Annotated in this window: 17 protein-coding genes and 1 pseudogene (1 of these 18 running past the window's edge); 9 read left to right on the top strand and 9 right to left on the bottom strand. The window is 30.9% G+C overall.

Going from position 1 to position 24,241, the window contains the following annotated elements; genetic code table 11:
• Positions 1–11: 11 nt before the first annotated feature.
• The 4 genes from BST83_RS03855 to BST83_RS03840 form a co-directional block, all read right to left on the bottom strand.
• A complete protein-coding gene (locus tag BST83_RS03855; protein ID WP_104808657.1) occupies positions 12–1,529 on the bottom strand; it encodes a RagB/SusD family nutrient uptake outer membrane protein in 1,518 nt (505 codons plus the stop codon).
• Between the two features lie 50 nt (positions 1,530–1,579).
• Positions 1,580–4,813 carry a SusC/RagA family TonB-linked outer membrane protein gene (locus BST83_RS03850; RefSeq protein WP_170062730.1) on the bottom strand — a complete coding sequence of 1,078 codons (3,234 nt, stop codon included), beginning with the start codon at positions 4,811–4,813 and terminating at the stop codon, positions 1,580–1,582.
• A gap of 345 nt (positions 4,814–5,158) precedes the next feature.
• Positions 5,159–6,202 carry a FecR family protein gene (locus tag BST83_RS03845; protein WP_104808655.1) on the bottom strand — a complete coding sequence of 348 codons (1,044 nt, stop codon included), beginning with the start codon at positions 6,200–6,202 and terminating at the stop codon, positions 5,159–5,161.
• Positions 6,203–6,326: 124 nt separating this feature from the next.
• The gene (locus BST83_RS03840; RefSeq protein WP_104808654.1) at positions 6,327–6,884 is read right to left on the bottom strand and encodes an RNA polymerase sigma factor; all 558 of its coding nucleotides are present in this window, start codon (positions 6,882–6,884) and stop codon (positions 6,327–6,329) included.
• Positions 6,885–7,363: 479 nt separating this feature from the next.
• Here BST83_RS03840 and BST83_RS03835 point away from each other — a divergent pair.
• The 7 genes and pseudogenes from BST83_RS03835 (at position 7,364) to BST83_RS03805 (ending at position 14,390) form a co-directional block, all read left to right on the top strand.
• Positions 7,364–8,202, top strand: a pseudogene (locus BST83_RS03835) (IS982 family transposase).
• 286 nt (positions 8,203–8,488) lie between these two features.
• Entirely contained in the window at positions 8,489–8,671 is a 183-nt protein-coding gene (locus BST83_RS03830) for a helix-turn-helix domain-containing protein (protein WP_170062729.1), read from the top strand.
• Positions 8,672–9,394 carry a DUF4143 domain-containing protein gene (locus BST83_RS03825; RefSeq protein WP_104808652.1) on the top strand — a complete coding sequence of 241 codons (723 nt, stop codon included), beginning with the start codon at positions 8,672–8,674 and terminating at the stop codon, positions 9,392–9,394.
• 78 nt (positions 9,395–9,472) lie between these two features.
• Positions 9,473–11,248, top strand: coding sequence for an arginine--tRNA ligase (gene argS / locus BST83_RS03820; protein WP_104808651.1), 1,776 nt, complete (start codon positions 9,473–9,475; stop codon positions 11,246–11,248).
• A 280-nt stretch (positions 11,249–11,528) separates the two neighbouring features.
• Positions 11,529–12,917: a dihydrolipoyl dehydrogenase gene (gene lpdA / locus BST83_RS03815; RefSeq protein WP_104808650.1), complete on the top strand. Its 1,389-nt coding sequence runs from the start codon at positions 11,529–11,531 to the stop codon at positions 12,915–12,917.
• Between the two features lie 108 nt (positions 12,918–13,025).
• Positions 13,026–13,661, top strand: a complete 636-nt coding sequence (locus BST83_RS03810) for a BT1926 family outer membrane beta-barrel protein (protein ID WP_104808649.1) — start codon at positions 13,026–13,028, stop codon at positions 13,659–13,661.
• Between the two features lie 126 nt (positions 13,662–13,787).
• Entirely contained in the window at positions 13,788–14,390 is a 603-nt protein-coding gene (locus BST83_RS03805; RefSeq protein ID WP_104808648.1) for a hypothetical protein, read from the top strand.
• Positions 14,391–14,447: 57 nt separating this feature from the next.
• On the opposite strand, the gene rlmF is transcribed toward BST83_RS03805, so the two are convergent.
• From rlmF to BST83_RS03790, 3 genes are read right to left on the bottom strand one after another with little or no spacing between them, the layout of a single operon-like run.
• Entirely contained in the window at positions 14,448–15,302 is an 855-nt protein-coding gene (rlmF, locus tag BST83_RS03800) for a 23S rRNA (adenine(1618)-N(6))-methyltransferase RlmF (protein WP_104808647.1), read from the bottom strand.
• Entirely contained in the window at positions 15,302–16,894 is a 1,593-nt protein-coding gene (gene bshC, locus BST83_RS03795) for a bacillithiol biosynthesis cysteine-adding enzyme BshC (RefSeq protein ID WP_104808646.1), read from the bottom strand. The genes rlmF and bshC overlap by 1 nt, the downstream gene beginning before the upstream one ends.
• A gap of 1 nt (position 16,895) precedes the next feature.
• Complete coding sequence (locus BST83_RS03790) at positions 16,896–17,558, bottom strand: class I SAM-dependent methyltransferase (RefSeq protein ID WP_104808645.1); 663 nt, start codon at positions 17,556–17,558, stop codon at positions 16,896–16,898.
• Between the two features lie 136 nt (positions 17,559–17,694).
• On the opposite strand from BST83_RS03790, the gene BST83_RS03785 reads away from it, so the two are divergent.
• Entirely contained in the window at positions 17,695–20,172 is a 2,478-nt protein-coding gene (locus BST83_RS03785) for a M14 family metallopeptidase (protein ID WP_104808644.1), read from the top strand.
• A gap of 357 nt (positions 20,173–20,529) precedes the next feature.
• On the opposite strand, the gene rpsA is transcribed toward BST83_RS03785, so the two are convergent.
• The gene (gene rpsA, locus BST83_RS03780) at positions 20,530–22,377 is read right to left on the bottom strand and encodes a 30S ribosomal protein S1 (RefSeq protein WP_104808643.1); all 1,848 of its coding nucleotides are present in this window, start codon (positions 22,375–22,377) and stop codon (positions 20,530–20,532) included.
• Positions 22,378–22,942: 565 nt separating this feature from the next.
• Here rpsA and BST83_RS03775 point away from each other — a divergent pair.
• Positions 22,943–23,572 carry a 7-carboxy-7-deazaguanine synthase QueE gene (locus tag BST83_RS03775; protein ID WP_104808642.1) on the top strand — a complete coding sequence of 210 codons (630 nt, stop codon included), beginning with the start codon at positions 22,943–22,945 and terminating at the stop codon, positions 23,570–23,572.
• Positions 23,573–23,685: 113 nt separating this feature from the next.
• Here BST83_RS03775 and cmk read toward each other — a convergent pair whose 3' ends face one another.
• Positions 23,686–24,241 carry the 3' portion of a (d)CMP kinase gene (gene cmk / locus BST83_RS03770; RefSeq protein WP_104808641.1) on the bottom strand. Its footprint extends 134 nt past the window's final position, so the window shows 556 of its 690 coding nt (coding positions 135–690); the start codon falls outside the window, past its right edge; the stop codon is at positions 23,686–23,688.

Below are 24,241 nucleotides of genomic sequence, written 5' to 3'. Positions count from 1 at the left end.
ATAAATTATGCCTATTCATCAGCTACAGTTGGGCCTCCAAAAGTGTAAACATCCAATCCTAATGTCTGTAGTTCACGGGCAGGAATAGGCAAACTTCTTGGTGTACCCACATAGTGTTGATAAACACCACTTCCATTGCCTCTAACATAAGGACCCGGAAACTCCCATCTCCTTTTGTCTCCGTAGGTTAGCCCGGCAGCATTATAACCAAGTTCTAATAGCCTTTCGTACATAAGCGCGTTTAATAACACCTCTTTTGATTCTGTTCCATTTAGAGCTGGAAGTTGACCATTTGTTACGCGAGTTTTATTAATAATAGTCACTGCCTCCGTATTTGAACCATTAGTTCTTAATAAAGCTTCAGCGATAATCAAATCATTTTCATCTTCAGTACAATAATTACTGGATCCAATAAATCCCGTATGAGAAGCATATCTTATAGGGTAATATCGAGATTGACGATACCAACCTCTACTTAAAGACCCATGAGTTTTGGCATTATAGGCAAAATAAAGACCAGGGGCCGTGGGATCTCCAGCTGCCGTCACTCTGCGGTCATCTGTTTGCACTATTATTGGCCTTCTGTCATTTGGAGGAAGCGCTAACCATGCGGCTAACTTACCAGAATTATCTGCTATACCAACTATTTCATTTGAAGTTCTAATTCTATCAGGACGATGTGATTCCCTTTTATAAGAATCCACCCAAAGTCCAGGCTCATCTGCTCCTTGAGCTGCCGGTGCAAAATCCCAACCTTTCACTCCTTTTCTAGCATAGCTTAAAACTCGTATCCAATCTGTTTGTAAATTCTCCTCTTGGGTGCGCGCACCATTCATTAGAAAACGAGCTGCCATCGTGTTAGCAAATTGAGCTAATTTTACATTATCCAAGGGATTGCTGGCATCATACCCACTAATAAAACCATCGGGCAAAGAAAATGATCCCGTACTAGCCGTTAAAATAGCCGCATCTAGCTTTTCAATGGCCTTTTCAACAACATCGCCATAAGGCGCAAATTGAGAATTAGCAATTTCTTCTTCTGTAGAATTCTCATCTACAATAACTGCTTTATCAAACCAAATACCTAGATGACCTAGAGAAAGCCCTTGTAAAAGTTGAGCAGTAGCGGTTAACATAGTCTCACTTTGAGGTGAATCAAGTCTAACACCGTTATTAAGTGCTCTCAAACCTGCGTTGGCTGCTGCAAGTGCAGCATAATTCTGAAACCATGGATTATCAACAGTTTCTTGACGATTATAAAAAACAGAATTTGGGTATGCAATTCTAGGAATAACCGAAAAATCTTCTTGACCAGCTCCAGCTCTTTCTCCAGTAGTAAAGTTTGCACCAATTGCCAGCGCTAAACCGGGATGTTGATTTCCGTTAGCACCATTCCACCATGTAAGCAAACCACCACCAACGGCGTTTACAAGATCATTAGGGTTAGAAAATGCTCGAACAATATCTGGTTCATTTTCGTTTTGGACATTTAAACTAGTCTCACAAGCTAGTAACCCAAATAAGCACAATATGCAAGACGAAATAAGAGTATATTTAAAATTTTTCATAATGTTTATATTTAAAATTCTATTGCTATATTAAAAGTAAATTTCCTAAAATTAGGATAGCTAAAATTATCATAAGGAAACAAAGTAGCGTCAGATGATCCTACTTCTGGATCGAAACCTGAATAATTAGTAAGTACAAATAAATTTCGACCAGTTAATCCGAATGTTACACTTTCCACATCAACAATATCCTTAAATGTGCCTAAAGAGTTTCCTTTAAATTTATAGTTAATGGCTAATTCACGCAACTTTAAATAGGTGCCATCTTCAACAAAATGACTACTAGAAGAGTTTGTAGCATATAAAGTTTGATAGTAACCTACTGGTTTTCTAGATTCTAATGGCTTATTAGATTGATCTACATCACCATGGCGAGGTGTTTCATAAAGATTTTGTCGAGTATTATTATATATATCCCCTCCTTGTTTCCAGTCAAACAATATGTTTACGCTCCAATTTTTGTATCTAAAACTATTATAAATTCCCATTTGAAAATCTGGGTTTACATCTCCAATTTTTACAGAAGCTATCTGACCGTTTTCATCTAATAAAACTATAGGTTTTTCTGAAGGAGTTCCATATTGATTTGCTAATACAACATAGCCATCTTCGTTAATCACATATGAGTCTTCGTTTGGAATTGGCGATCCAGAAGAATCTAAAAGTTGCGGTACTTGGTCTAAACTCACCGCAAATTCTCTTCCAATCATAGTTCCAAAACTTACACCTTCTTCTACTAAAAATATTGAAGGTCCAACAGGTTCTTGTCTTATTGAAGTAAGCACATTAGATTGTAAAAAAGGTGCTACACTTAATTTTGTAACCTTTTGTTTTGTGCGATCAAATGATAATTGCAAATCCCATTTAAAATCTTTTTCACGAAAAATAGATGCATTTAATGTTGCTTCAAGAGTTTCTGATTCCAAAGAACCAGCATTTTGCCATTGAAAAGGAAATCCAGCAGCTGATGAGAGTGGAACTTTTAAAATTTGATCATCAATAATATTCTTAGCATAAGAGAACCCTAATGAAAACCTATCAAAAAAATCAATATCAAAACCTAATTCTGTAGCTTTTGATACGGCTGGCTTAAGATTAGTGTTTCCAAGAGTTGAAAACTGAAGACTACCTCCAACTACATTCAAAGTCTCATACTGCGCCTCAAATGGAGGTCTTAAACCAGCTGTTCCATGTGAAGCCCTTAATTTAAATTCATCGATACCATTTATATTGAACCAAGGTTCTTCTGATATCCGATATGCTCCTGATACACGAAAGTAATTCGCATTTCGTTGATCTGATCCAAAAAGAGATGAATTATCTCTTCTAAAAAGAACGTCTGCAATATATCTATCTTTATAGTCTAAACTTGCAATTGTAAAGAAATTTGTTGAACGAATATCCTGATTAAAAGAACTAGCTGTTATAATAGTAGCAGCATTTAAGCTTGGGGTATCATCAACCACAAAATTACGGCCTTCAGTAGTTATCCCATTAATATTTAGGTCTTCAAATAGTATACTAGGACGAACCTTTAGAGATAAGTCACCAAAATCCTTAAAAATTAAAGCCGTTAATGAAGAATTAATTGCCTTAGTCTCAGTGTGCTTTTTTGAAAGTAATCCATTTTCTAAGGCTGGATCTCTCAAACTCAAATAACCTCTTGGAAAATAATCTGAGTCAAATCGTTGCTCTCTATCAAGACTAATATTTCCTGTAAAGTGTAACCAATCTAGTGTTTTATATTTAAAATCTGCTCCTGCTAATTGTCGTACCCGTTTAGTTTCATTCGTTCTATTGTTTATCTCATAAAGGGGGTTTCCAAAATCATCATCTGGAACTGGGTTGTATATATAAGGTGAACCATCAAGATTTGGCAATGTTAAATCAACATCTGGAGGAATTACTAGTGCTGTATAAAAAGGACTATCCTTACTCCTCTCTATATTTTGACCCTTAGATTCTATATACTGGGTACTCAAAGACATTTCTAATTTAGAATTAATTTTATGATCAATATTTAATCTCAATGTTTGACGATTATAGCCATCAGTATCTCTTAAAATCCCTTCTTCTTTATAGTTGCTTGCCGTAGCGGCCCAATTGGTTCCTCCATTTTTTTTTGCAACAGATAAATAATTGGTCAATGAATTTCCGTTAACATACATTAAATCCTGTTGGTCATTTAACACTGGATAAGGATTATCCACTAAACCATCTGCTTCTAAGATACGATTACCGCTCCCATCTACAACAAATTGACCATTTCCGTCTAATTGATATGGATGATGAGTAGCAAGGGGGTACTTTCTACCAGGTGAAGAATACCCAAACTCATTACGAAGATTTATTTTTATTTCTCCATCTGATAGATCAGAACCACGTTTGGTAAAAATTTGAATAACTCCATTAGCTGCTCTAGCACCGTAAATTGATGCAGCTGCAGCATCTTTGATGATTTCCATTGAAACTACATCATCTGGATTTATATCGGAAATAGATCCTTCTGTAATAATCCCATCAACGATAACTAGAGGCTTTTGTGAGCCTGTAAGTGAGGTAGCACCTCTTAGTCTCACTGAAGGTTCTGACCCTGGCTGACCCCCAGACTGAACTACCCTAACACCAGCTACTCTGCCTGATAAGGCTTGTAATGCATTACCAGATGTTGTTTGTTGAATCTCTTCAGCTTTCACTTTAGAAACTGTAAATGCTAACTTCTTTTTTGATGTACCTGAAATCACACCAGTAACTACAATTTCGTCTAATTGAGCAGCATCTTCTAATAAGGTAATTGTAAATGTCTTTTGACCGTTAATAGCCACTTCTTTTCTAGCAAATCCAATATATGATACTACCAAAGTTTTAACACCTTCTGTAATGGTTAACGCGAATTTTCCATCAAAATCTGTTGTTGTTCCTATAGTAGTACCCTTTGCAACTATTGTGGCTCCTGGCAACGGAACTCCCTGGCTATCGGTAATAGTACCTTTAATAGTGATTTCTTGCTGCTTTTCAATTACGGGTGTTTCTTTAATAACAATGGTATTGTTGTTATCGTTAAATTCAAAATTAAAACTACCACTAGCAAGGCTTTTTTGTAATAACTCCTTAACTCGAATAGTCCCCTTTATTAAATGTACCTTCGGGGTGTCTTTAAAAAGATCTTCTTGGTAAAGAAACGCGAATTCTGTTTGCTCTCTTAAAATATCAAAAATCTCGTCAAGTGTTACCGTTTTGTCCATATCAATTTTAATTTTAGTGTTCTGTGAGAAAATATTGCTCGGAGAAAAACTAAAAACTGTAGTACAAAACAGAATAATAAACATTCGCATCATAAACTGTAGAATTTTTTTCTTTTGGAAGAAAAGACGGTTAGTGCATTTAATTTTCATAAATTTGTGTGTTAGTTAGTTAAACATTTAGTTAATTAATAATCTAAAAGGGGATGAAGTGCAGTACTGTCCAGGTATAAACTTTGTTCCCTTTCTTTTTAGTATATTGTAATTTTTTGTCTTTTATATCATAATCTTTAATAAATTTAGTGTCCTTAATTGTGGTTAGTATCTCTTCAATAGTCTGGTTTTTACTTAAAACCCGTTAAACTTAATAGTTTCAATTTTTGGATTAGAGAATACAAAATTAACATCATACCAGCGAGATAATACATTCATAATCTCTTTTAATTCTGTGCTTTTAAAACTGAAGAGCCCTTTTTTCCATGAAGTCTCACTATAAACATCAACTGAACTGATAGTTATTGTATTATTTTTAAGATTTAAATTTGATTGTTGGGTTGGTATTAAATTTTGACTGGAAAAACCATTATGTATAACCACCTTACCTTCAGCTAAAGTTGTGTAAATATTGGTTTCATCTTTATAAGCTTTAATATTAAATTCTGTTCCCAATACTTCTACTTCCTGCATTGATGTGAGCACTTTGAATTTGGATCCATTATGATTAGTGCTCGGAGACACCTCGAAATAAGCTTCTCCATAGACAAGTTCTACTTGACGTATTTCACCTTCAATAAAGGATATTGGGTATTTTAATTGAGATTCAGAATTTAACCAAATTTTAGTTCCGTCTGACAATTGTACATAAAATTGACCTCCTCTTGGAATAGTTAAGTAGTTATATTTTATTTGTGCTTTTGTGATATTTTTTGGCTGGTAAACTAATTCTTCTCCATTACTCTTCAGGTTCTCTGCCATGTAATCTTTACCTTTTTCTAATGTTATATTTGAACCATTTTCTAAAGTCAAAATTGCTTTGTCTGTTCCCATTATAATGGTGTTTTCTATTTCATTATTATTATCTACTATAATAGATTCTATTGCAGGAGTTTTATTGAAGTTAAAAACAAAGGATCCGGAAATTAAAATAACAATAGAAGCGGCAGCTATATATTTCCATAAATTAATTTTTCTTGACGGTATAACTATTTTGTTTTCAAGGGTAAGCCATTCTTTTTTAATGTCAATATGAGAAAAACCATTGTGGTAATTGGCCTTTACATTTTCAAAATAATTTTGGTGCCTCTCAGATTCATTATACCATTTAATAAAAATAATTTCCTCATCTGGAGTGAGAGTTTTATTAATGTTTTTAATAATTAGTTTAAATTCCATTTAATTGAATATATATACTTTGTTATTACATAGACAACTAAAAAAATAAAAAGGGTGACAAAAAATAAAATAAATTAACAAAAAAGTGTTAAAAAATTAGAGAAACCTTATTTTATATAGGTTTTTATTGTCGTATTTGTAATAGGATTAAAATGATTGTAACCATTTGTATAATTTTAAATTTAGCTCTTTTAAGCTGAGTTTTAACAGTGTTAATTGAAATATCCAGTTCTTTAGCAATTTCAGAATACTTATAATTATGTAAAAATTTTAATTGAACAATCTTTCGCATTTTATCTGGAAGTGAATCAATAATTTTTAATATTTGATGATACACTTTTTCTTTATCTTCTTCTAAAGTAGAATCGAATACATCCTCGTTAATTATGTTAATGTTAAATTCTAAAAAGGCAAGATCATCTGTTACTTTAATTGACTTTAAATAGTTAAAACATCTATTACGAACCATGGAATATAAATATCCCTTAAAGTTTGTTTTAATTTCAATTTTATTAGCGTTTTCCCAGATGTAGATATATACTTCTTGAACAATATCTTTACTAGAATCCATTTGAAAAAGATAGCCATTGGCATATACGACCAACTCTTCAAAGTGATTATTAAAAAGCGTTTTAAAAGCTTTCTGATTTTGATTTCGTATTTCTTCTAGAATAAGGTTCATTCAATATTTAAAATAAATTAAAGTATTAATTTTTTTACAATGGCAACTTAATCAAGTTTTTTATCTGTTTTAATTTTTTAATAATTATGAAGGATTAAACATAAGAATAATTATAGTTCAAATGTTCATCATGTTGTTTAAGGCATTGTTTTTATTTCATAGATATAATATAGTATTATGTAAAATAGTCGTTTGCCAATGCGCTCGATTGCTTTTTTAAAATTTAAATGCCTATAATGTCATTTATTTTTAAACACAATTTCCAACCGCTTTGTCAGCTCCAAAAAAAACCTAGCTTTTAAATCTCTGCACATAATCAAACCTATAAATTAAATTCCTAATAAAAAACTATTTATTAACAATTATTTAACTTTGAAGTATCTATTTACAAATTACACCCGTTGTATTATGATTTAAATAATAAAAATTGTCCATCTTACTAAAAATCAGTAAATTATTTTAACTATAAAACATTAATTATGAACAACTTAAATGAAGATTACGAAAGAATATTGGGAGTTTTAAGAAAAATATCAAAAGAACAACTTTTAACTTATCAAAGAAGGAAACCGAAGATAAGCGATTTAGAGCTGATTAGCTTGAGTTTAACTGCTGAATTTATGAGTATCGATAATGAAAATGATTTATTTAGGAATCTTCCTAAACCTCTTTTATCAAAAATTGAAAGAAGCGTTTACAACAAAAGAAGGTGAAATTTATTTAATCATATCGATGTAATTCGTTTAAAGTTAGCCTCATTTTTTAATGATTTCGAAAAGTATTTTGTGTTTGATAGTATGCCTTTGGAAGTTTATAAAGAAAAAATTAGTACGATTCCAAACAAAGGTTATTGTGCTTCACGAGATTCAAGATATTATGGCTATAAATTGCATGCTCTTTGCTCCGTTAGTGGTGTGTTTCAACGTATAGATTTGAGTACAGCTTCTGTTCACGATATCAATTATTTAAAAGATATTAAGCATCAAATTAGTGACTGTACTTTAATTGGAGATCGTGGTTATTTATCAGCAGAAATTCAACTTAACTTATTCGAAACTTGTAATATAAAATTGAATACTCCGATGAGAAATAATCAAAATAATTAGAAAAAAAGCCCTATCTCTTTAGGAAAAAAAAAGGATTGAAACTTTATTCTCTCAACTTTGTGACCAATGTAATTAGAAGAAATTACTTAGAATCTTTTGATGGCTTTAAAACTAGAATAGTATCTAAAATAACATCCTTAACAACAATACAATACATCAATAAGTTTCTTTTTAATAAAAATATAAACAATATTAAAATTAGTATAATTTAAAATGCACAACGTGTATAATAGTTACATGAATAGTATAATTTATTAAACTATTTCCTTAAGTGTTAATACATGTATAATTATTTTAATTATTAATAATTCTTGTGTACTCTATTTTACAAGGAGCATTAATAGTTATGCCTTCTATTTCGTTATTTACCTGTCCTTAAGACAGCATAGAATAGAAGATTAAGATTATTGTTAATTTTTTCATATGTTTAAATTTTAATTTATAAATATAGGCATACTTGCCCATTTATTAAATAACGAAGTACACGATTTTTATATTGTGAATACTTCTGAAGAAAATAAATTCCTTATTGCTTTTGGTAAAAATCTTAGACTAATTAGAAAAAGTAAAGGTGTTACACAAGAAAACCTTGCTAATGTTATGGGGATAGAGGTTTCTCAAATTAGCAGAATTGAAAGAGGAATTATCAGATGCACTTTATTTATGCATCCTCTAAGTTAAATTGAATTTTCTGATTATGAGAATTATAAAAATACTACAGAAAAACTAAAAGAACCACTGCTTTTTGGAGGCTATCCAGAATTGATTCACATTAGTAATTGGGCTGATAAACAAAAGTACCTTCAAGAAATTATAAATGATTACTTATTAAAAAATATCTTAGTTTTTCAAAATATAAAAAAGGTTGAAAAAATATACGATCTACTGAAGCTGTTAGCTTTTCAAGTAGGAAATGAAATTTCTTTAACTGAATTAGGAAATCAATTACAAATTTCAAAAAACACTCTAGAAAGCTATCATGACGTACTTTCAAACGTTTTTATAATTTTCAAAGTTGAAGGGTTTAGTAAAAACCTTAGAAAAGGAGTTACAAAATCTAGCAAGTGGTATTTTCATGATACAGGTATTAGAAATGCCATCATTAAAAATTTAAATTTGTTAGAAAACAGAAATGATGTTGGTCAATTATGGGAAAACTATTTGATTTCTGAACATTTAAAAAAGCATGAATATCAAAAAATTAGTAGCAATAATTATTTCTGGAGAACCTATGATCAGCAAGAGTTAGATTGGCCAGAAGAAAAATCTGAAAAACTATTTGTTTATGAATTTAAATGGTCGCCAAATAAAAAGATAAAAATTTCAACTGCTTTTAAAAAAGCATATCAAGATGCCAATTTTGAGGTTATTCAAAGAGATAATTCCCTTGATTTTATGACCTAAAATAAATGAAAATCGAATAAATTATGTCACAAAAAAACAAATAAAATTACGTAATTTTGCAAACAATTTAACAAATCCATGAATATTCAAAACCGAATAGAAACCAACGTAAAAGAAGGTTTCTTAGCTTTATATAATATAGAAATTCCTTCTGTAGAATTTCAAGCAACAAGGAAAGATTTTGAAGGAGATATTACAGTTGTAGTTTTCCCGATGTTGCGTTACAAAAAAGGAAATCCGGTTCAAATTGGAGGGGATTTAGGGAACTATTTAGTTGAAAACGTTGCAGAAATAACAAATTACAATGTTGTAAAAGGCTTTCTAAATTTGGTAATTAACGATGCTTTTTATACCAATTTTTTCAATTCCATTTATACAGATTCAAGTTTTGGTTTTGTTTCGCCTATAGCGGATGACAAAGCGATGATGGTAGAATATTCATCTCCAAACACCAATAAACCACTACATTTAGGGCATGTTCGTAATAATTTATTAGGCTTCTCTGTTGCCGAAATCATTAAAGCATCCGGTAAAAAAGTGTATAAAACTCAGATTATAAACGACCGAGGAATTCATATTTGTAAATCGATGTTGGCTTGGCAGAAGTATGGTAACGGAGAAACGCCAACTTCTACCGGTTTAAAAGGCGATAAACTGGTTGGTAATTACTACGTGAAATTCGATCAAGAATATAAGAAAGAAATTGCGCAATTAATATCTGAAGGAAAAACCGAAGAAGAAGCAAAAAAAGAAGCGCCACTTTTAGTAGAAGCGCAACAAATGCTTTTAAAATGGGAAGCTGGAGATGACCAAGTAGTTTCTCTTTGGACAGAAATGAACTCTTGGGTTTACAAAGGTTTTGAAGTTACTTACAAAAATATAGGTGTAGATTTTGATACTTTATATTATGAAAGTGATACTTATTTATTAGGAAAAGATGTGGTTACACAAGGAATAGAAAAAGGTGTGTTCTACAAAAAAAAAGATGGTTCTGTTTGGTGCGATTTAACGGATGATGGTTTAGATGAAAAAATTGTGCTGCGTTCAGACGGAACTGCCGTGTACATGACCCAAGATATTGGCACAGCAATTCAGCGTGTTAAGGATTATGCAGATGTTGGCGGGATGGTTTATACCGTTGGTAATGAGCAAGATTATCACTTTCAAGTATTGTTTTTAATCTTGAAAAAACTAGGATTTGATTGGGCAAAACAACTACATCATCTAAGCTACGGCATGGTAGATTTACCTTCTGGAAAAATGAAGTCTAGAGAGGGAACTGTTGTGGATGCTGATGATTTAATGGTTGAAATGACCGAAACTGCAAAAGAAATTTCAGAAGAATTAGGAAAATTAGATGGTTATTCCGAAGAAGAAAAACAAGAGCTATACAAAACGATTGGTTTAGGAGCCTTAAAATATTTTATTCTAAAAGTAGATCCTAAGAAAAGAATTTTATTCGACCCAAAATCGTCCGTAGATTTTCAAGGCAATACGGGACCTTTTATTCAGTATACCTATGCTAGAATTCAATCTATTATTAGAAAATCAGACTTTGAGTATTCAAAATCGGTTTCTATTGATTTACATCAAAAGGAAAAGGAATTATTGAAACAACTGGCGTTATTTCCAGAAACGATTCAACAAGCCGCGACAAACTACTCACCCGCAATTATTGCAAATTATACGTATGATTTAGTAAAAGAATTTAATTCTTTTTATCAAAATGTATCCATATTAGGCGAAGAAAATGAAGATAAAAAAATATTTAGAGTACAATTGGCTCACAAAGTTGCGGAGACTATAAAATCAGCTTTTTCTTTATTAGGAATACAAGTTCCTGAGCGAATGTAAATTAGCAAACAGTAAAAAAAATTGTAACTAAAAATAAATGGTAGTAAATTAGCTAATTGGGGTTTTAATTCGTTAAATATCTGTTGATATTCTTAACCTGTTTATACTAAACTTATTTTATTCAAAAAAACAGAACAGAAAGCAGTTTAGGAGATCAAAAAAATAGTTTTCATTTTTACTAGAAATAAAGTTAGAATGAATAAATTTGCGCTAAACGCATCAAAAAACAAAAACAATAGAGTTTAACATCTTTTTAAACTTTAAAAATAAAAAAATAAAAATGAAATACGACATCATAATTGTTGGAAGTGGTCCTGGAGGATATGTAACTGGAATTAGAGCATCACAATTAGGCTTTAAAGTTGCAATCGTAGAAAAAGAATCGTTAGGTGGAATTTGCCTGAACTGGGGATGTATACCTACAAAGGCATTGTTGAAATCTGCTCAAGTGTACGACTATTTAAAACATGTTGATGAGTATGGTTTAAAAGCGGAAGCAATAGACAAAGATTTTGAAGCTGTAATTAAACGTAGTAGAGGAATTGCAGACGGAATGAGCAAAGGTGTTGCTTTTTTGATGAAGAAAAACAAAATCGATATTATCTATGGTTTTGGTAAAATTAAAACAGGTAAAAGAGTAGATGTTACAGCCGAAAACGGAACTGTAACTGAGTATAGCGCAGACAACATAATTATTGCAACAGGTTCTCGTTCTAGAGAATTACCAAACCTACCACAAGATGGTGTTAAAGTAATTGAATACAGAAAGGCAATGACGTTACCAAAGCAACCAAAATCTATGATCGTTGTAGGTTCTGGAGCTATTGGTGTTGAGTTTGCGCATTTTTATAATACGATGGGAACGGACGTTACTATTGTAGAGTTTATGCCTAATTTAGTACCTGTAGAAGATATTGATATTTCAAAACAATTTGAGCGCTCTATTAAGAAAGCAGGTATAAAAGTAATGACAAGTTCAGAAGTTTTATCTGTTGATACTTCTGGTGATGGTGTTATTGCCACTGTAAAAACAAAAAAAGGCGAAGAAAAGTTAGAAGCAGATATTTTATTGTCAGCAGTTGGTATAAAGTCTAACATTGAAAACATAGGTTTAGAAGATGTTGGAATTATTGTTGACAGAGACAAAATTTTAGTTAACGATTGGTATCAAACTAATATTCCTGGTTACTACGCTATTGGAGATGTAGTTCCTGGACAAGCATTGGCACACGTTGCTTCTGCCGAAGGTATTACTTGTGTTGAAAAATTAGCTGGTTTACACACAGAAGCGATAGATTACGGAAACGTTCCTGGTTGTACATATGCTACTCCAGAAATTGCCTCTGTTGGTATGACTGAAGCAAAAGCTTTAGAAGCTGGTTATGAGCTTAAGGTTGGTAAATTCCCTTTCTCAGCATCCGGTAAAGCCAAAGCTGCAGGAACGCCTGATGGTTTTGTAAAAGTAATCTTTGATGCAAAATACGGTGAATGGTTAGGTTGCCATATGATTGGTGCTGGTGTTACAGACATGATTGCGGAAGCAGTTTTAGGTCGTAAATTAGAAACAACTGGCCATGAAGTTTTAAAGACAATTCATCCACACCCAACAATGAGCGAAGCGGTTATGGAAGCGGTTGCTGATGCTTATGGAGAAGTAATACATTTGTAATATTTTATTAAATACAAGAAAAAAGTTGCATTTGAACCGAAGTAATTAGCTTCGGTTTTTTTGTGGCATTAATTTTGATTATTAAAAAAATCAATAATAAAATATATTATGAGAAAAATTACTTTAAGTGTATTATTTATAATGGCTTCATTAATTATGATTGCACAAGAAAAACAACAAGAAGTCGGAATTGCTTTCAGAGATTTAAATAATTTTGGATTTACTTATAAATCTGTTAATTCTACTGCTTTATGGCGATATAATATATTATCAGGAAACTTATGGAGTACTAAAAATAAATCTGAAAACTCAACTTATGAGTCCAATTCTTTTAGTTTTAGTGCGAGTATTGGAAAAGAAATTAGAAAATTAATTACTAAGAATTTAGAGTATAGGTATGGAGCAGATGTTGCATTTTCATATGGATACTCAAAAAACGATAGTAATGGTGAATTTACGAGTAAAATATCTTCTTATAGCCCATCAATCAATGCTGTAATAGGTTTGAACTACTTATTTAATAAGCATATTGCTTTAGGTATAGAATTATTACCAGGAATAAGTTATGCTTTTGGAACCCAAGAAAACGAGAACAATATTGGTATTACTAAATCAGAAAGTCAGACCTGGGGCGCTGGTTTTCAAAATAATTCTGCAAGATTATCGCTCCCTATCGGTTTTAAGAAAAATCTTCTAAATCACAATCGTTTAAAAAATCATTTCTTAGGCGATTTTTTTTATTAGAAATAAAAAATTGTTAGAACATTCTATTTAATAGAAACAATTTTAAATGTATACTGCTTCAAATTGTTACAACTAGTATATTTAATGAATGAAAAATCACTATTTTTAGCCTTGATAAAAAGCTAAATGATTACCAACAACAAAAAATTCTATACCGAAATTTTAAAAGCACTTGCAAAACTAATAATTGCCGGCATTTTTATTGGAGTTTTAAAAAAGTATGACGCTATTATTGCTGTAATTCTACTTTTAAAAATTTTTCATAATAGCTACACAGAAGTTATAAAACCAAAAACCAATAAAAACTGGCTCCTATTATTAGGTATGCTACTAACTGGTTTTGGAGGAATTGTCGGCGAAACTTGGGGTGTTACAAATGGGTATTGGAAATATCATGAAGTTGCAAGAAAACTGCCTTTATGGCTCCCATTTGCTTGGATGCTAGCTTTTCATTACTTATATAAACTAGAACGAAATTTAATTCCTTTTTTAACAAATCAAACGCAAAAAAATAAAATTATTCTTGCCATTATCTTAGCACTAATTTTACCTGCTTTTGGTGAGGTAATTACAATTTATTTAGGCGTTTGGACCTATTTTTGGCCGTATCAGGTTTTAGGTGTTCCGCTTTATGCTTTTATTTGTTTGGTTTTTGTGCACATGTTAGTCTATACAATTTTACATTTAGTTTGTAAAAAGTATAAAATTAATGATATTGTTTTTAATTAAACGCTGTTTGTTATTGCTAATTATGAAGCAATCTTTTTTTTATCATAGTAAACTTTTTTAAAATCGCCAACACACAATTCTAGTAACTTTATTTCCTTGATTCATATCAATTACTTTAAATTCCTTGGCACCTAATTTCCTTGATGAAGCTTGTAAACTTACTACATTCTCTTTTTTAGAAACTAAACTTGTAAACCACATACTCTGTTTTGAATACAAAGAGCTTTCATACAAATAATTATGTAAAAAGGCTTTTTCTCCTCCAGGATACCATAATTCATTATTATTACCAGAAAAATTCCTAACGGCATTATTACCTAAGTTTTTAGTTTTTCTTCTGTTTGCGCCTTGTGCTTCTTCCGCCGATTTATAAAAAGGAGGATTACACATTACAGCCGCAAAGGAATCATCATCTTTTAAAATTCCTTTTAAAATTTGTTGTTCATTTAGCTGTTGACGCAATTCAATCTTTGATTCTAATTTATTGTCATCAATAATATCTTGCGCAGCATCTAAAGAATCGACATCAATATCTGTAGCAACAAAATTCCAGCTATACTGAGCAACACCCAACAAAGCATAAATACAGGATGCCCCTGTACCAATATCTAAAATTTTAATATCTTTTTCCGATGAAAGTAAATCTGATAAGTAAAGAATATAATCTAACCGTCCAGGAATTGGCGGACATAAGTTCTCATCCGCAAAATTCCAAATTTTTATTTTATCAAAAGTAAAAAGTAAGGCTTTGTTTAATTCTTTAACTGCTTTAGGATCTGAAAAATCAATACTAACAGCACCAAATTTATTTTCTAAAACATACTCTTTTAATAACGGATTTTTAACAACTAAGTCGTCAAAATTATACCCCTTATTAAACTTATTTTCTGGATGTAAACCTTTTTCCTTCATTATAATTCTAATAGTGTAAACTCTAATTGCAAAGGTTTTAAAGCACCTTTTAAAGCTTCAATAAATGATGAACCATATTCTAAATAATACTCAGAAAAATTTCGCTGGCGTTCTTCTAAAGATTGATTTGGTAAAAGCTCATTCTGTAATAATGTAATTCTATCAACTAAATCTCTTTGTCTTCTTTTTTCTGCTTTAAGCAAGCGCTTTTCAAGACTTTCTAAACCTTTAATTTGTTTTCTTTCCTGTGCATTTACGGCGTTTATAAAAGAAACATCTGTTTTCTTAGCGACTTCTTTTAAGTCAGAAAACTGGTTTTGTAAAAATTCAATTTTTTGGCTAAAATTCGTTTTGATCTCAGAATTATCTATCACTTTTTTTGATAATAAATCATACTGATTTAGAAATAGTTCCTCTTGTGAGATCTTTAAATTTTCTAATTTTTTGGATTGTTTTACTGACACAACTTGCACAGAATTACGCAACAACAAAACAGGAAAAGGAATATAAACTTTTTCAAAATAGGCTTTTAATTCAAACCAATATGCCATCTCTCCTCCTCCACCAATATAACACAAATTGGGTAAAATCACTTCTTGAAACAAAGGCCTCATTATCACGTTTGGCGAAAATGCTTTTGGATTTTCATCAACTTCCGCTAAAATTTCGGCTTTCGAAAAAGTTATGTTTGTATTATTTACCTTGTAAATATTATCTTCTAAAAGAATGCGTTCTCTAAAATCATCACCTAAATAAAACAAGTTAATTTCTCTTGGATTTACCTGAATAGGATAGTTTTTTTCTAATTCCAAAATAGTATTAGAAACCTCTTTAAATGAAGTCTGATTTTCTAATTCTTCTTTTACAAACGGATTAAATAACTGTTTTAGATTTGCATCATCACCATCAATAATTACTAGACCAAACTCACCAAATAATTTATTTGCGATAAAACGAGTTGCATCTGCTAAATTGTTGTGTTTTAGATAGCCATCAGAAAATAACTCTTTTAAATATTTTGCATTTTTAGAGTTCCCTAAATGATTAGAGAAAACTTTAAAAACCTCTTGTAAACCTTCCGTAGAAAAACGACCCACTGCGCCTCCATCTTTTCTATTCCAACTTACTTTTTTACCATCAAAATTAAAATAATTAATTTCATCAAAATCATGATCTTCTGTTGCCATCCAATAAATGGGAATAAAATGCTGTTCAGGAAACTTTTCTGATAATTCTTCCGATAAATTAATAGCAGAAATAATTTTATATAAAAAATATAAAGGTCCTGTAAATAAATTTAACTGATGACCAGTTGTAATCGTAAATGTATTTTGTTGTTTTATCAACTCAATATTTTCTATGGTTTTTTCTGATGTTTCAAAAGATATATATTGATTTTTTAAAGCATCAACTAACGCTAATCTAGTCTGTAATCTGTAAGATTTTTGCTTTTCTTCAATTTGATTATGAAACCCAGAAATATCAGGAAAGTTATTATAAAAAGGTTGTATATTTTTATTCTTCTCTAAATAATCGTGCATAGTTTTAGAGAAAAAACCTGTTTTTTGAAAAGGGATTTGTGTAGTTTTCATTCTAATTTATTCTTTGAAATAATGCATAAATATAAGGTCTTTCTGCGCCAAAAGGATTTACAAATGTATAGTTAAAACTATTTTTGAGTTTAAAATCGGTTCCTAGTTCATTACCTAACATTTCCAAATCATAGCGTTTAACCGGCAATCCACAGCATTTTTCTGCTCCGTTTTTAGCAAAAACAGAAATGATTACAAATCCGTTCGCTTTTAAAACTTTCTTTAGTAAGTTAAAATAAGCTTTAATTTCTTCTTCTTTTAAAAAAAAATGTAAAACTGCTCTATCATTCCACAAATCAATATTTTCTAATTTATTTAATTTTGACGGATTCAATAAATCATCCACAATAAACTTCACTTTATCATTTTTACCAATTCGATTCTTTAAAGATTCTAAAGCTTCTTCGGATAAATCATTTGCGATAATATTAGAAAACCCATCAGCTAATAAATTATCAATTAAAGTAGAAGAACCAGCACCAACATTTAAAATTAAAGCATCTTCAGATAATCTTGCTTCTTTAATTAAAGTCAAAGTTTGTTCAGATTTCTCTTCAAACCAACCTAATTTTTCAGTCTTATTATTGAGATAAGCCTCATTCCAATGATTTTTAAAATCAAAAGTTGTTTCTATAATTTCACAATCGCTTTCGTTTATTGCCATACCTCAAAAATACTAAATTTTGATGGTACTTTCTTCCCTCAAATTGAAACTAACAAATTTTTAACCTCTTTACAAAACAACAATTACAAATAGTAGTAATTATTCCTTATTTTTGATCATAATCAAAACTTAATTCATGAAAATAAAATCACTTTTTTTACTTACTTTTCTAACTTTTGGAAGCATATTATCACAAGGAATAAAATCACCTTCAGAATTTTTGGGCTATGAAATTGGTACTCGTTTTACAAGACATCATAAAGTAGTAGACTATTTTATCTATGTAAGTAATACAGTATCAAATATTAAACTAGAAAAATATGGAGAAACCAATGAAAACAGACCTTTATATTTAGCTTACATTTCATCGCAAGAAAACATCAATAATTTAGAGCGTATTAGAGAATCAAATTTAGCTCAAACTGCAATTTTAGAAGGTAATTCTGATAATAAAACTGCAATTGTTTGGCTGAGTTATAATGTTCATGGAAATGAAGCTTCGAGTACTGAAGCATCTATGTTAACGATTTACGAATTGGTTACCGACAAAAAAGCTTGGTTAGAAAATACGGTTGTAATTATGGATCCTTGTATAAATCCTGATGGAAGAGACCGATATGTAAATTGGTACAATCAAGTAAAAAATACGCCTTTTAATAGTTCGCAAGATGCGAAAGAGCATCATGAACCTTGGCCTGGCGGAAGAGCAAATCATTATTTATTTGATTTAAATAGAGATTGGGCTTGGGCTACACAAGTTGAAACACAGCAGCGAATTGCAATTTATAATAAATGGATGCCACATATTCATGTAGATTTTCACGAACAAGGTATTAATAGTCCTTATTATTTTGCGCCTGCAGCGGAACCTTTTCATGAAGTTATTACAGATTGGCAGCGTGATTTTCAAACAAAAATAGGAAAAAATCACGCTACCTATTTTGATAAAGAAGGATGGTTGTATTTTACAAAAGAAAGTTTTGATTTGTTGTATCCCAGTTATGGAGATACCTACCCTACTTTTATGGGTGCTATTGGCATGACATATGAACAATCTGGAGGTTCTGAAGGAGGATTAGGTGTTCAAACGGATGAAGGAGAAGTCTTAACTTTGAAAGACAGAGCTATTCACCATATGACTACGGGTTTATCGACAGTTGAAATTTCTTCTAAAAATGCTGAAAAATTAAATACTGAATTCAAAAAATTCTTTGACAATAAGGACCTTGAATACAAGAGTTTTGTATTAAAAAATGACAACCAGGATAAAACAAATCGTCTAAAAAATTTATTAGATACTCATGAAATTAAATACGAATACGCGACGAACGGTTCTGTAAAAGGTTATAATTATAATACACAAAGCGAAGAAAAATTAAATACTTCGGATGGTGATTTAGTTGTTCACACAAATCAACCAAAAGGAAAAATGGTAGAAGTTTTGTTTGAGCCTAAAGCAAAATTAGTTGATTCTTTAACATATGACATTACAGCTTGGTCTATTCCGTATGCGCACGGTTTCGAAGCTATTGCGTCTAAAACTAAAGTGAACTCCTCTAAAATTTCATCAACCAAAAATAATTTAAATACTATTGATTACGATGCCTATGCGTATATATCTAAATGGAATAGTATTGAAGATGCCGCTTTTTTAGGGGATTTATTACAACAAAATATAGCTCCGCGTTATGCAGGAAAACCATTTTCTTTAGAAGGAAAATCTTATGACAGAGGCACTTTAATTATTTTAAGAAATGATAATAGGACTGAAGAATTTGATAAAAAACTGATTGAAATCGCAAATAAACATGAACGAAATGTGCAACCAGTTGCAACAGGTTTTGTAGATACTGGCTTAGATTTTGGTTCTTACAGTGTTAAACCAATTAAAAAACAGAAGGTAGCTTTGCTCTCTGGCGAAGAGACTTCTTCCTTAAATTTTGGAGAAGTTTGGCACTTTTTTGAAACCGAACTAAAATACCCAATTACGAATTTAAATTCAGATTATTTTAGTAGTGTGGATATTTCTAAATATGATGTAATTATTATTCCTGAAGGATATTACAGCAGTTTTTTAACTACAGAAATTCTTGATAAATTATCCTCTTTTGTAAGTTCTGGCGGAACTTTAATTGCCTTAGGGAATGCTGTAAATGCTTTTGCTGATAAAAAAGGATTCGCTTTAAAAAGTAAAGGAGTTAAAAAAGATTCTACTACCTTTAATTTAACTCGATATGAAGATTTAGAGAGAAAAGGTGTGAAAAACCTTATTACGGGAGCAATTTTTAAAAGTAAGGTAGATGTAACACATCCGCTAGCCTTTGGATATAAGAAAGATTATTTTTCATTAAAGTTAAGCGGTGATTCTTACCTATATTTACAAGATGGTTTTAACGTTGCTTATTTTGACAAAGACTCAAAAAATGTTTCTGGTTATGCCGGCAGTGAAGCCGTAAAACAGGTACCTGAATCTTTATTATTTGGAGAAGAACAAAAAGGAAGAGGAAGTGTTGTTTATTTGGTTGATAACATACTACTAAGATCTTTTTGGAATAATGGAAAGCTATTTTTAGCAAATGCTGTATTTCTTTTGAATTCTGATATCATAAAATAAAAGTTTCATATAAGTATTATAAGTACAAAAACGATTACAATTCGCAACGGTCTTTTATTGTGTTTTCTTGATGCGAATACTAGAAATAATAAGATAGCTAAAAGCCGGTAGAAAGTTCCGTTAGGGGTCGAAATGGCATCCTTTTTAGGCATATCTCATTTAAATATATGTGGACTTCTTAACTTAAAATTGACATAAAAAAGCTGATATTAAAATAATTTAAGCATAAAAAGATACAATGTAACGCCTAACTAAAAGGCAATACCCAAAGTATGATCTTAATTTTATTCCATAAAAAAAAGTCGATACAAAATTGTATCGACTTTTAAGTATTAAAAGTATTAGCTTAAAAAAAAATTATTTTTTCTTTTTGCTTTTAGCTTCCATTATTGCTTTTAAGTCTGCAAGACCTCCAATATCACCTAAAGTAGTTTTTTCTGCTTCTGCTGCTTTTTTAACGGCCGCTTTCACATTTCTTTTCTCTTGTTCTTTAAATAAAGATGTATGAGAAACTACTACTCTTCTGTATTCTTTAGAAAATTCTAAAACGATAAAATTAACTTTATCTCCTTTTTCTAAAGTAGTACCGTCTTCTTTTTCTAAGAATCTTGTTGGTGCAAAACCTTCTACTTTGTCAGTAAAAGTTACAACTGCTCCTTTATCATTCTTTTCTTTAACGATTCCTTCGTGAGTAGATCCAATAGCGTACGTTTCTTCATGAACATCCCAAGGATTATCTTTAGTTTGTTTATGACCTAAGTTTAACTTTCTGTTTTCTACATCTAATTCTAAAACTTGAACTTCTAATTGATCACCAACCGTTACAAAATCTGATGGATGCTTAATTTTCTTAGTCCAAGATAAATCAGAGATATAAACTAAACCGTCAATACCTTCTTCTAACTCAACAAATACACCAAAGTTTGTATAATTTCTTACAGTTCCTGTATGAGTCGAACCAACAGGGAATTTAGTAGTAATATCTGTCCAAGGATCTGGATGTAATTGTTTGATACCTAAAGACATTTTACGGTCTTCTCTATCTAAAGTTAAAATTTGAGCTTCCACTTTATCACCAACTTTTACAAAATCTTGTGCAGAACGTAAGTGAGTTGACCAAGACATTTCAGAAACGTGAATTAACCCTTCTACTCCTTGTTCTACTTCAACAAACGCACCGTAATCAGCTAAAACAACAACTTCTCCCATTACTTTATCTCCAATTTTTAAGTCAGAATTTAAAGCTTCCCATGGATGAGCATTTAATTGTTTTAATCCTAATTGAATTCTAGATTTGTTATCATCAAAGTCTAAAATTACAACGTTTAATTTTTGATCTAATTCCACAACCTCATTTGGATGATTGATTCTTGACCAAGATAAATCAGTAATATGTACCAATCCATCAACACCACCTAAATCAACAAAGACACCATAAGAAGTAATATTTTTAACAACACCTTCTAGTACTTGTCCTTTTTCTAATTGACCAATAATTTCTTTTTTCTGTAATTCAATATCTGCTTCAATAAGAGCTTTGTGAGATACAACAACGTTTTTAAATTCGTGGTTGATTTTAACAACTTTGAATTCCATTGTTTTCTCAACGTATTGATCGTAATCTCTAATTGGCTTCACGTCAATTTGAGATCCTGGTAAGAATGCTTCGATTCCGAAAACATCTACAATCATACCACCTCTAGTTCTACATTTAACGAAACCATTAACAACTTCACCTGTTTCATGAGCGTTATTAACACGTTCCCAAGCTTTAATTACTCTAGCTTTTCTGTGAGATAATACTAATTGACCAGAAGAATCTTCTCTTTTATCAACTAATACTTCTACTACATCACCAACAGCTAAACCTTGGTTGTAACGAAACTCGTTTAAGGAAATAACTCCTTCAGATTTAGAGTTGATATCAATAATTGCATCTCTATCTGTAATTCTAATTACAGTTCCTTCAATTACATCACGTTCGTTAACAAAACCTACAGTACCAACTAAGGCAGTTTCAAATGCATTTAATTTTTCTTCATCAACGGCTTCAATACCTTGCTCGTATTTGTGCCAGTTAAAGTTTTCTAAAAATTCTTGTGGAGTTAAAGTTTCTACAACTGTTTCTGCAACAGCTTCAGTAGCTGTTTCTTGTACTTCCGCAGCAACTACTTGCTCTTCAGTGTTTTTTGTTTCTTCAGACATTTCTGAAAATAAATTTTGTATCTTGTTGTTTTTCAGATTTTTAACGATAAAAACACCAAAAGTAGTTTTTATTTATTGTTTTTTAAATTTCCTTTTTTAAATCTGTGCTCGTAAAAAGGAGTGCAAATTTACAAAAATGTTTTGATTATTAAGGGATTATCATAAAAAAATAACAGGAATTTCACCAACTTATATGGATTCTTTACATTTTTAATTTTTATATATAATCTATGTAATGAAGAACTATGTTTCCTACTTTAAATACTACCTATACTGCTTATTTTTTTTGTCCTAAATTGGAGGTCTAAAAAAAAAGTAAAGATTTTCCTGGAAATATCGATAGGAAAAGATTGTAAAAATTCTATTCTAACCTATTGACAATTTTAAAAATTTATTCAAAAATAATATCTCCTAAATTTTATAAATTTTTCTGAGTAAATCCTTAAAAACTGTGTCCAAGGAATAATTTTCTAAACTTTTGTATTAATCTAACAATCATTTTATTCTTGATACTCAAAAAACTACCTTTGCATTTTTAAAACCGTTTTGGTTGATTTTAATGTAGATGGATAAAAAGACAAAAGATTTAGTAGATCAAGGTATAATGCTTCCGTTAATGGAAGAGTTTTACACGATTCAAGGTGAAGGTTCTCATACGGGAACTGCTGCTTATTTTATAAGAGTTGGTGGCTGTGATGTTGGTTGTCATTGGTGTGATGTTAAAGAAAGTTGGAATGCAGATTTGCACCCGCCAACTTTAGCAGATACTATTGTGAAAAACGTAACAAAACACGCCAATACTGTAGTGATCACTGGTGGTGAACCGTTAATGTGGTCTATGGATTATATAACAGAATTACTTCAAAAAAACAACATAAAAACGCACATCGAAACTTCTGGAGCCTATTCTTTTTCTGGAAAATGGGATTGGTTTTGTTTATCACCTAAAAAAAACAAACTGCCTTTAGAAGAAGTGTACAAAGAAGCAGATGAATTAAAAATGATTATTCATAATAATTCTGATTTTGATTTTGCAGAACAAGAGGCTGCTAAAGTTGGAAAAAGATGCCAACTTTTTTTACAACCAGAATGGAGTAAGAAAGAAAAAATGACGCCATTAATTGTCGATTATGTAATGAAAAATCCGAAGTGGAAAATTTCTTTACAAACTCATAAGTATTTAAATATTCCTTAATATTTTTTTTGAAGCTGTTTCCTGCTTTCTCTACTCGCTTCCCGCTAAAAAAAGCAGGAGAGCTCAAACAAACCGTTCAATCAGGGCTAAGTTTATGTACTAATTTTTAGAAGTTATAAAAGCTTTCTATCTACCAAAGTACAAATTCTTTCAAACTGTTCCTCAATCCCCATATCAGAATTATCAAATTCAATAGCATCATGGGCTTTCATCAAAGGAGAATCCTCTCTTGTAGAATCTAATCTATCTCGCTCTTGGACATTAAAAAGAACTTCATCAAAATTCACAGTATTTCCTTTATCTATAAGCTCTTTATAGCGCCTGGTTGCTCTTTTGTCTGACGAAGCAGTCATAAATAATTTTAATTCCGCATCAGGAAAAACAACTGTTCCGATATCTCTTCCATCCATCACAATACCTCCATTAACCCCCATTAATTGTTGCTCTGCCACTAATTTTCTTCTCACGTCAGAAATAGCTGCAACTTTACTAACCATTTGTGAAACTTGTAAAGTTCTAATTTCTTTTTCTACATTAACATTATTTAGAAACATTTCTGCAAAGCCTAAAATTTTATTAAACTTAAAAGTCAATTTTATATCTTTTAATTTTAAAATAAGTGATTCTGATTTTAAAACATCCTTACTCACCAATTTACTTTTCATTCCA

The organism is Polaribacter filamentus (genome assembly GCF_002943715.1).
In the GTDB taxonomy this organism is placed as follows: Bacteria; Bacteroidota; Bacteroidia; order Flavobacteriales; family Flavobacteriaceae; genus Polaribacter; species Polaribacter filamentus.
This window is presented reverse-complemented; position numbering and strand designations above follow the sequence as displayed.

Excerpts from the sequence above, each read along its gene's own strand:
- rlmF (WP_104808647.1), bottom strand. The coding sequence starts at position 15,302 with ATGAAGGAAAAAGGTTTACATCCAGAAAATAAGTTTAATAAGGGGTAT.
- BST83_RS03850 (WP_170062730.1), bottom strand. The coding sequence starts at position 4,813 with ATGGACAAAACGGTAACACTTGACGAGATTTTTGATATTTTAAGAGAG.
- rpsA (WP_104808643.1), bottom strand. The coding sequence starts at position 22,377 with ATGTCTGAAGAAACAAAAAACACTGAAGAGCAAGTAGTTGCTGCGGAA.
- BST83_RS03840 (WP_104808654.1), bottom strand. The coding sequence starts at position 6,884 with ATGAACCTTATTCTAGAAGAAATACGAAATCAAAATCAGAAAGCTTTT.
- BST83_RS03845 (WP_104808655.1), bottom strand. The coding sequence starts at position 6,202 with ATGGAATTTAAACTAATTATTAAAAACATTAATAAAACTCTCACTCCA.
- lpdA (WP_104808650.1), top strand. The coding sequence starts at position 11,529 with ATGAAATACGACATCATAATTGTTGGAAGTGGTCCTGGAGGATATGTA.
- BST83_RS03810 (WP_104808649.1), top strand. The coding sequence starts at position 13,026 with ATGAGAAAAATTACTTTAAGTGTATTATTTATAATGGCTTCATTAATT.
- BST83_RS03775 (WP_104808642.1), top strand. The coding sequence starts at position 22,943 with ATGGATAAAAAGACAAAAGATTTAGTAGATCAAGGTATAATGCTTCCG.
- bshC (WP_104808646.1), bottom strand. The coding sequence starts at position 16,894 with ATGAAAACTACACAAATCCCTTTTCAAAAAACAGGTTTTTTCTCTAAA.
- BST83_RS03785 (WP_104808644.1), top strand. The coding sequence starts at position 17,695 with ATGAAAATAAAATCACTTTTTTTACTTACTTTTCTAACTTTTGGAAGC.
- BST83_RS03805 (WP_104808648.1), top strand. The coding sequence starts at position 13,788 with ATGATTACCAACAACAAAAAATTCTATACCGAAATTTTAAAAGCACTT.
- BST83_RS03790 (WP_104808645.1), bottom strand. The coding sequence starts at position 17,558 with ATGGCAATAAACGAAAGCGATTGTGAAATTATAGAAACAACTTTTGAT.
- argS (WP_104808651.1), top strand. The coding sequence starts at position 9,473 with ATGAATATTCAAAACCGAATAGAAACCAACGTAAAAGAAGGTTTCTTA.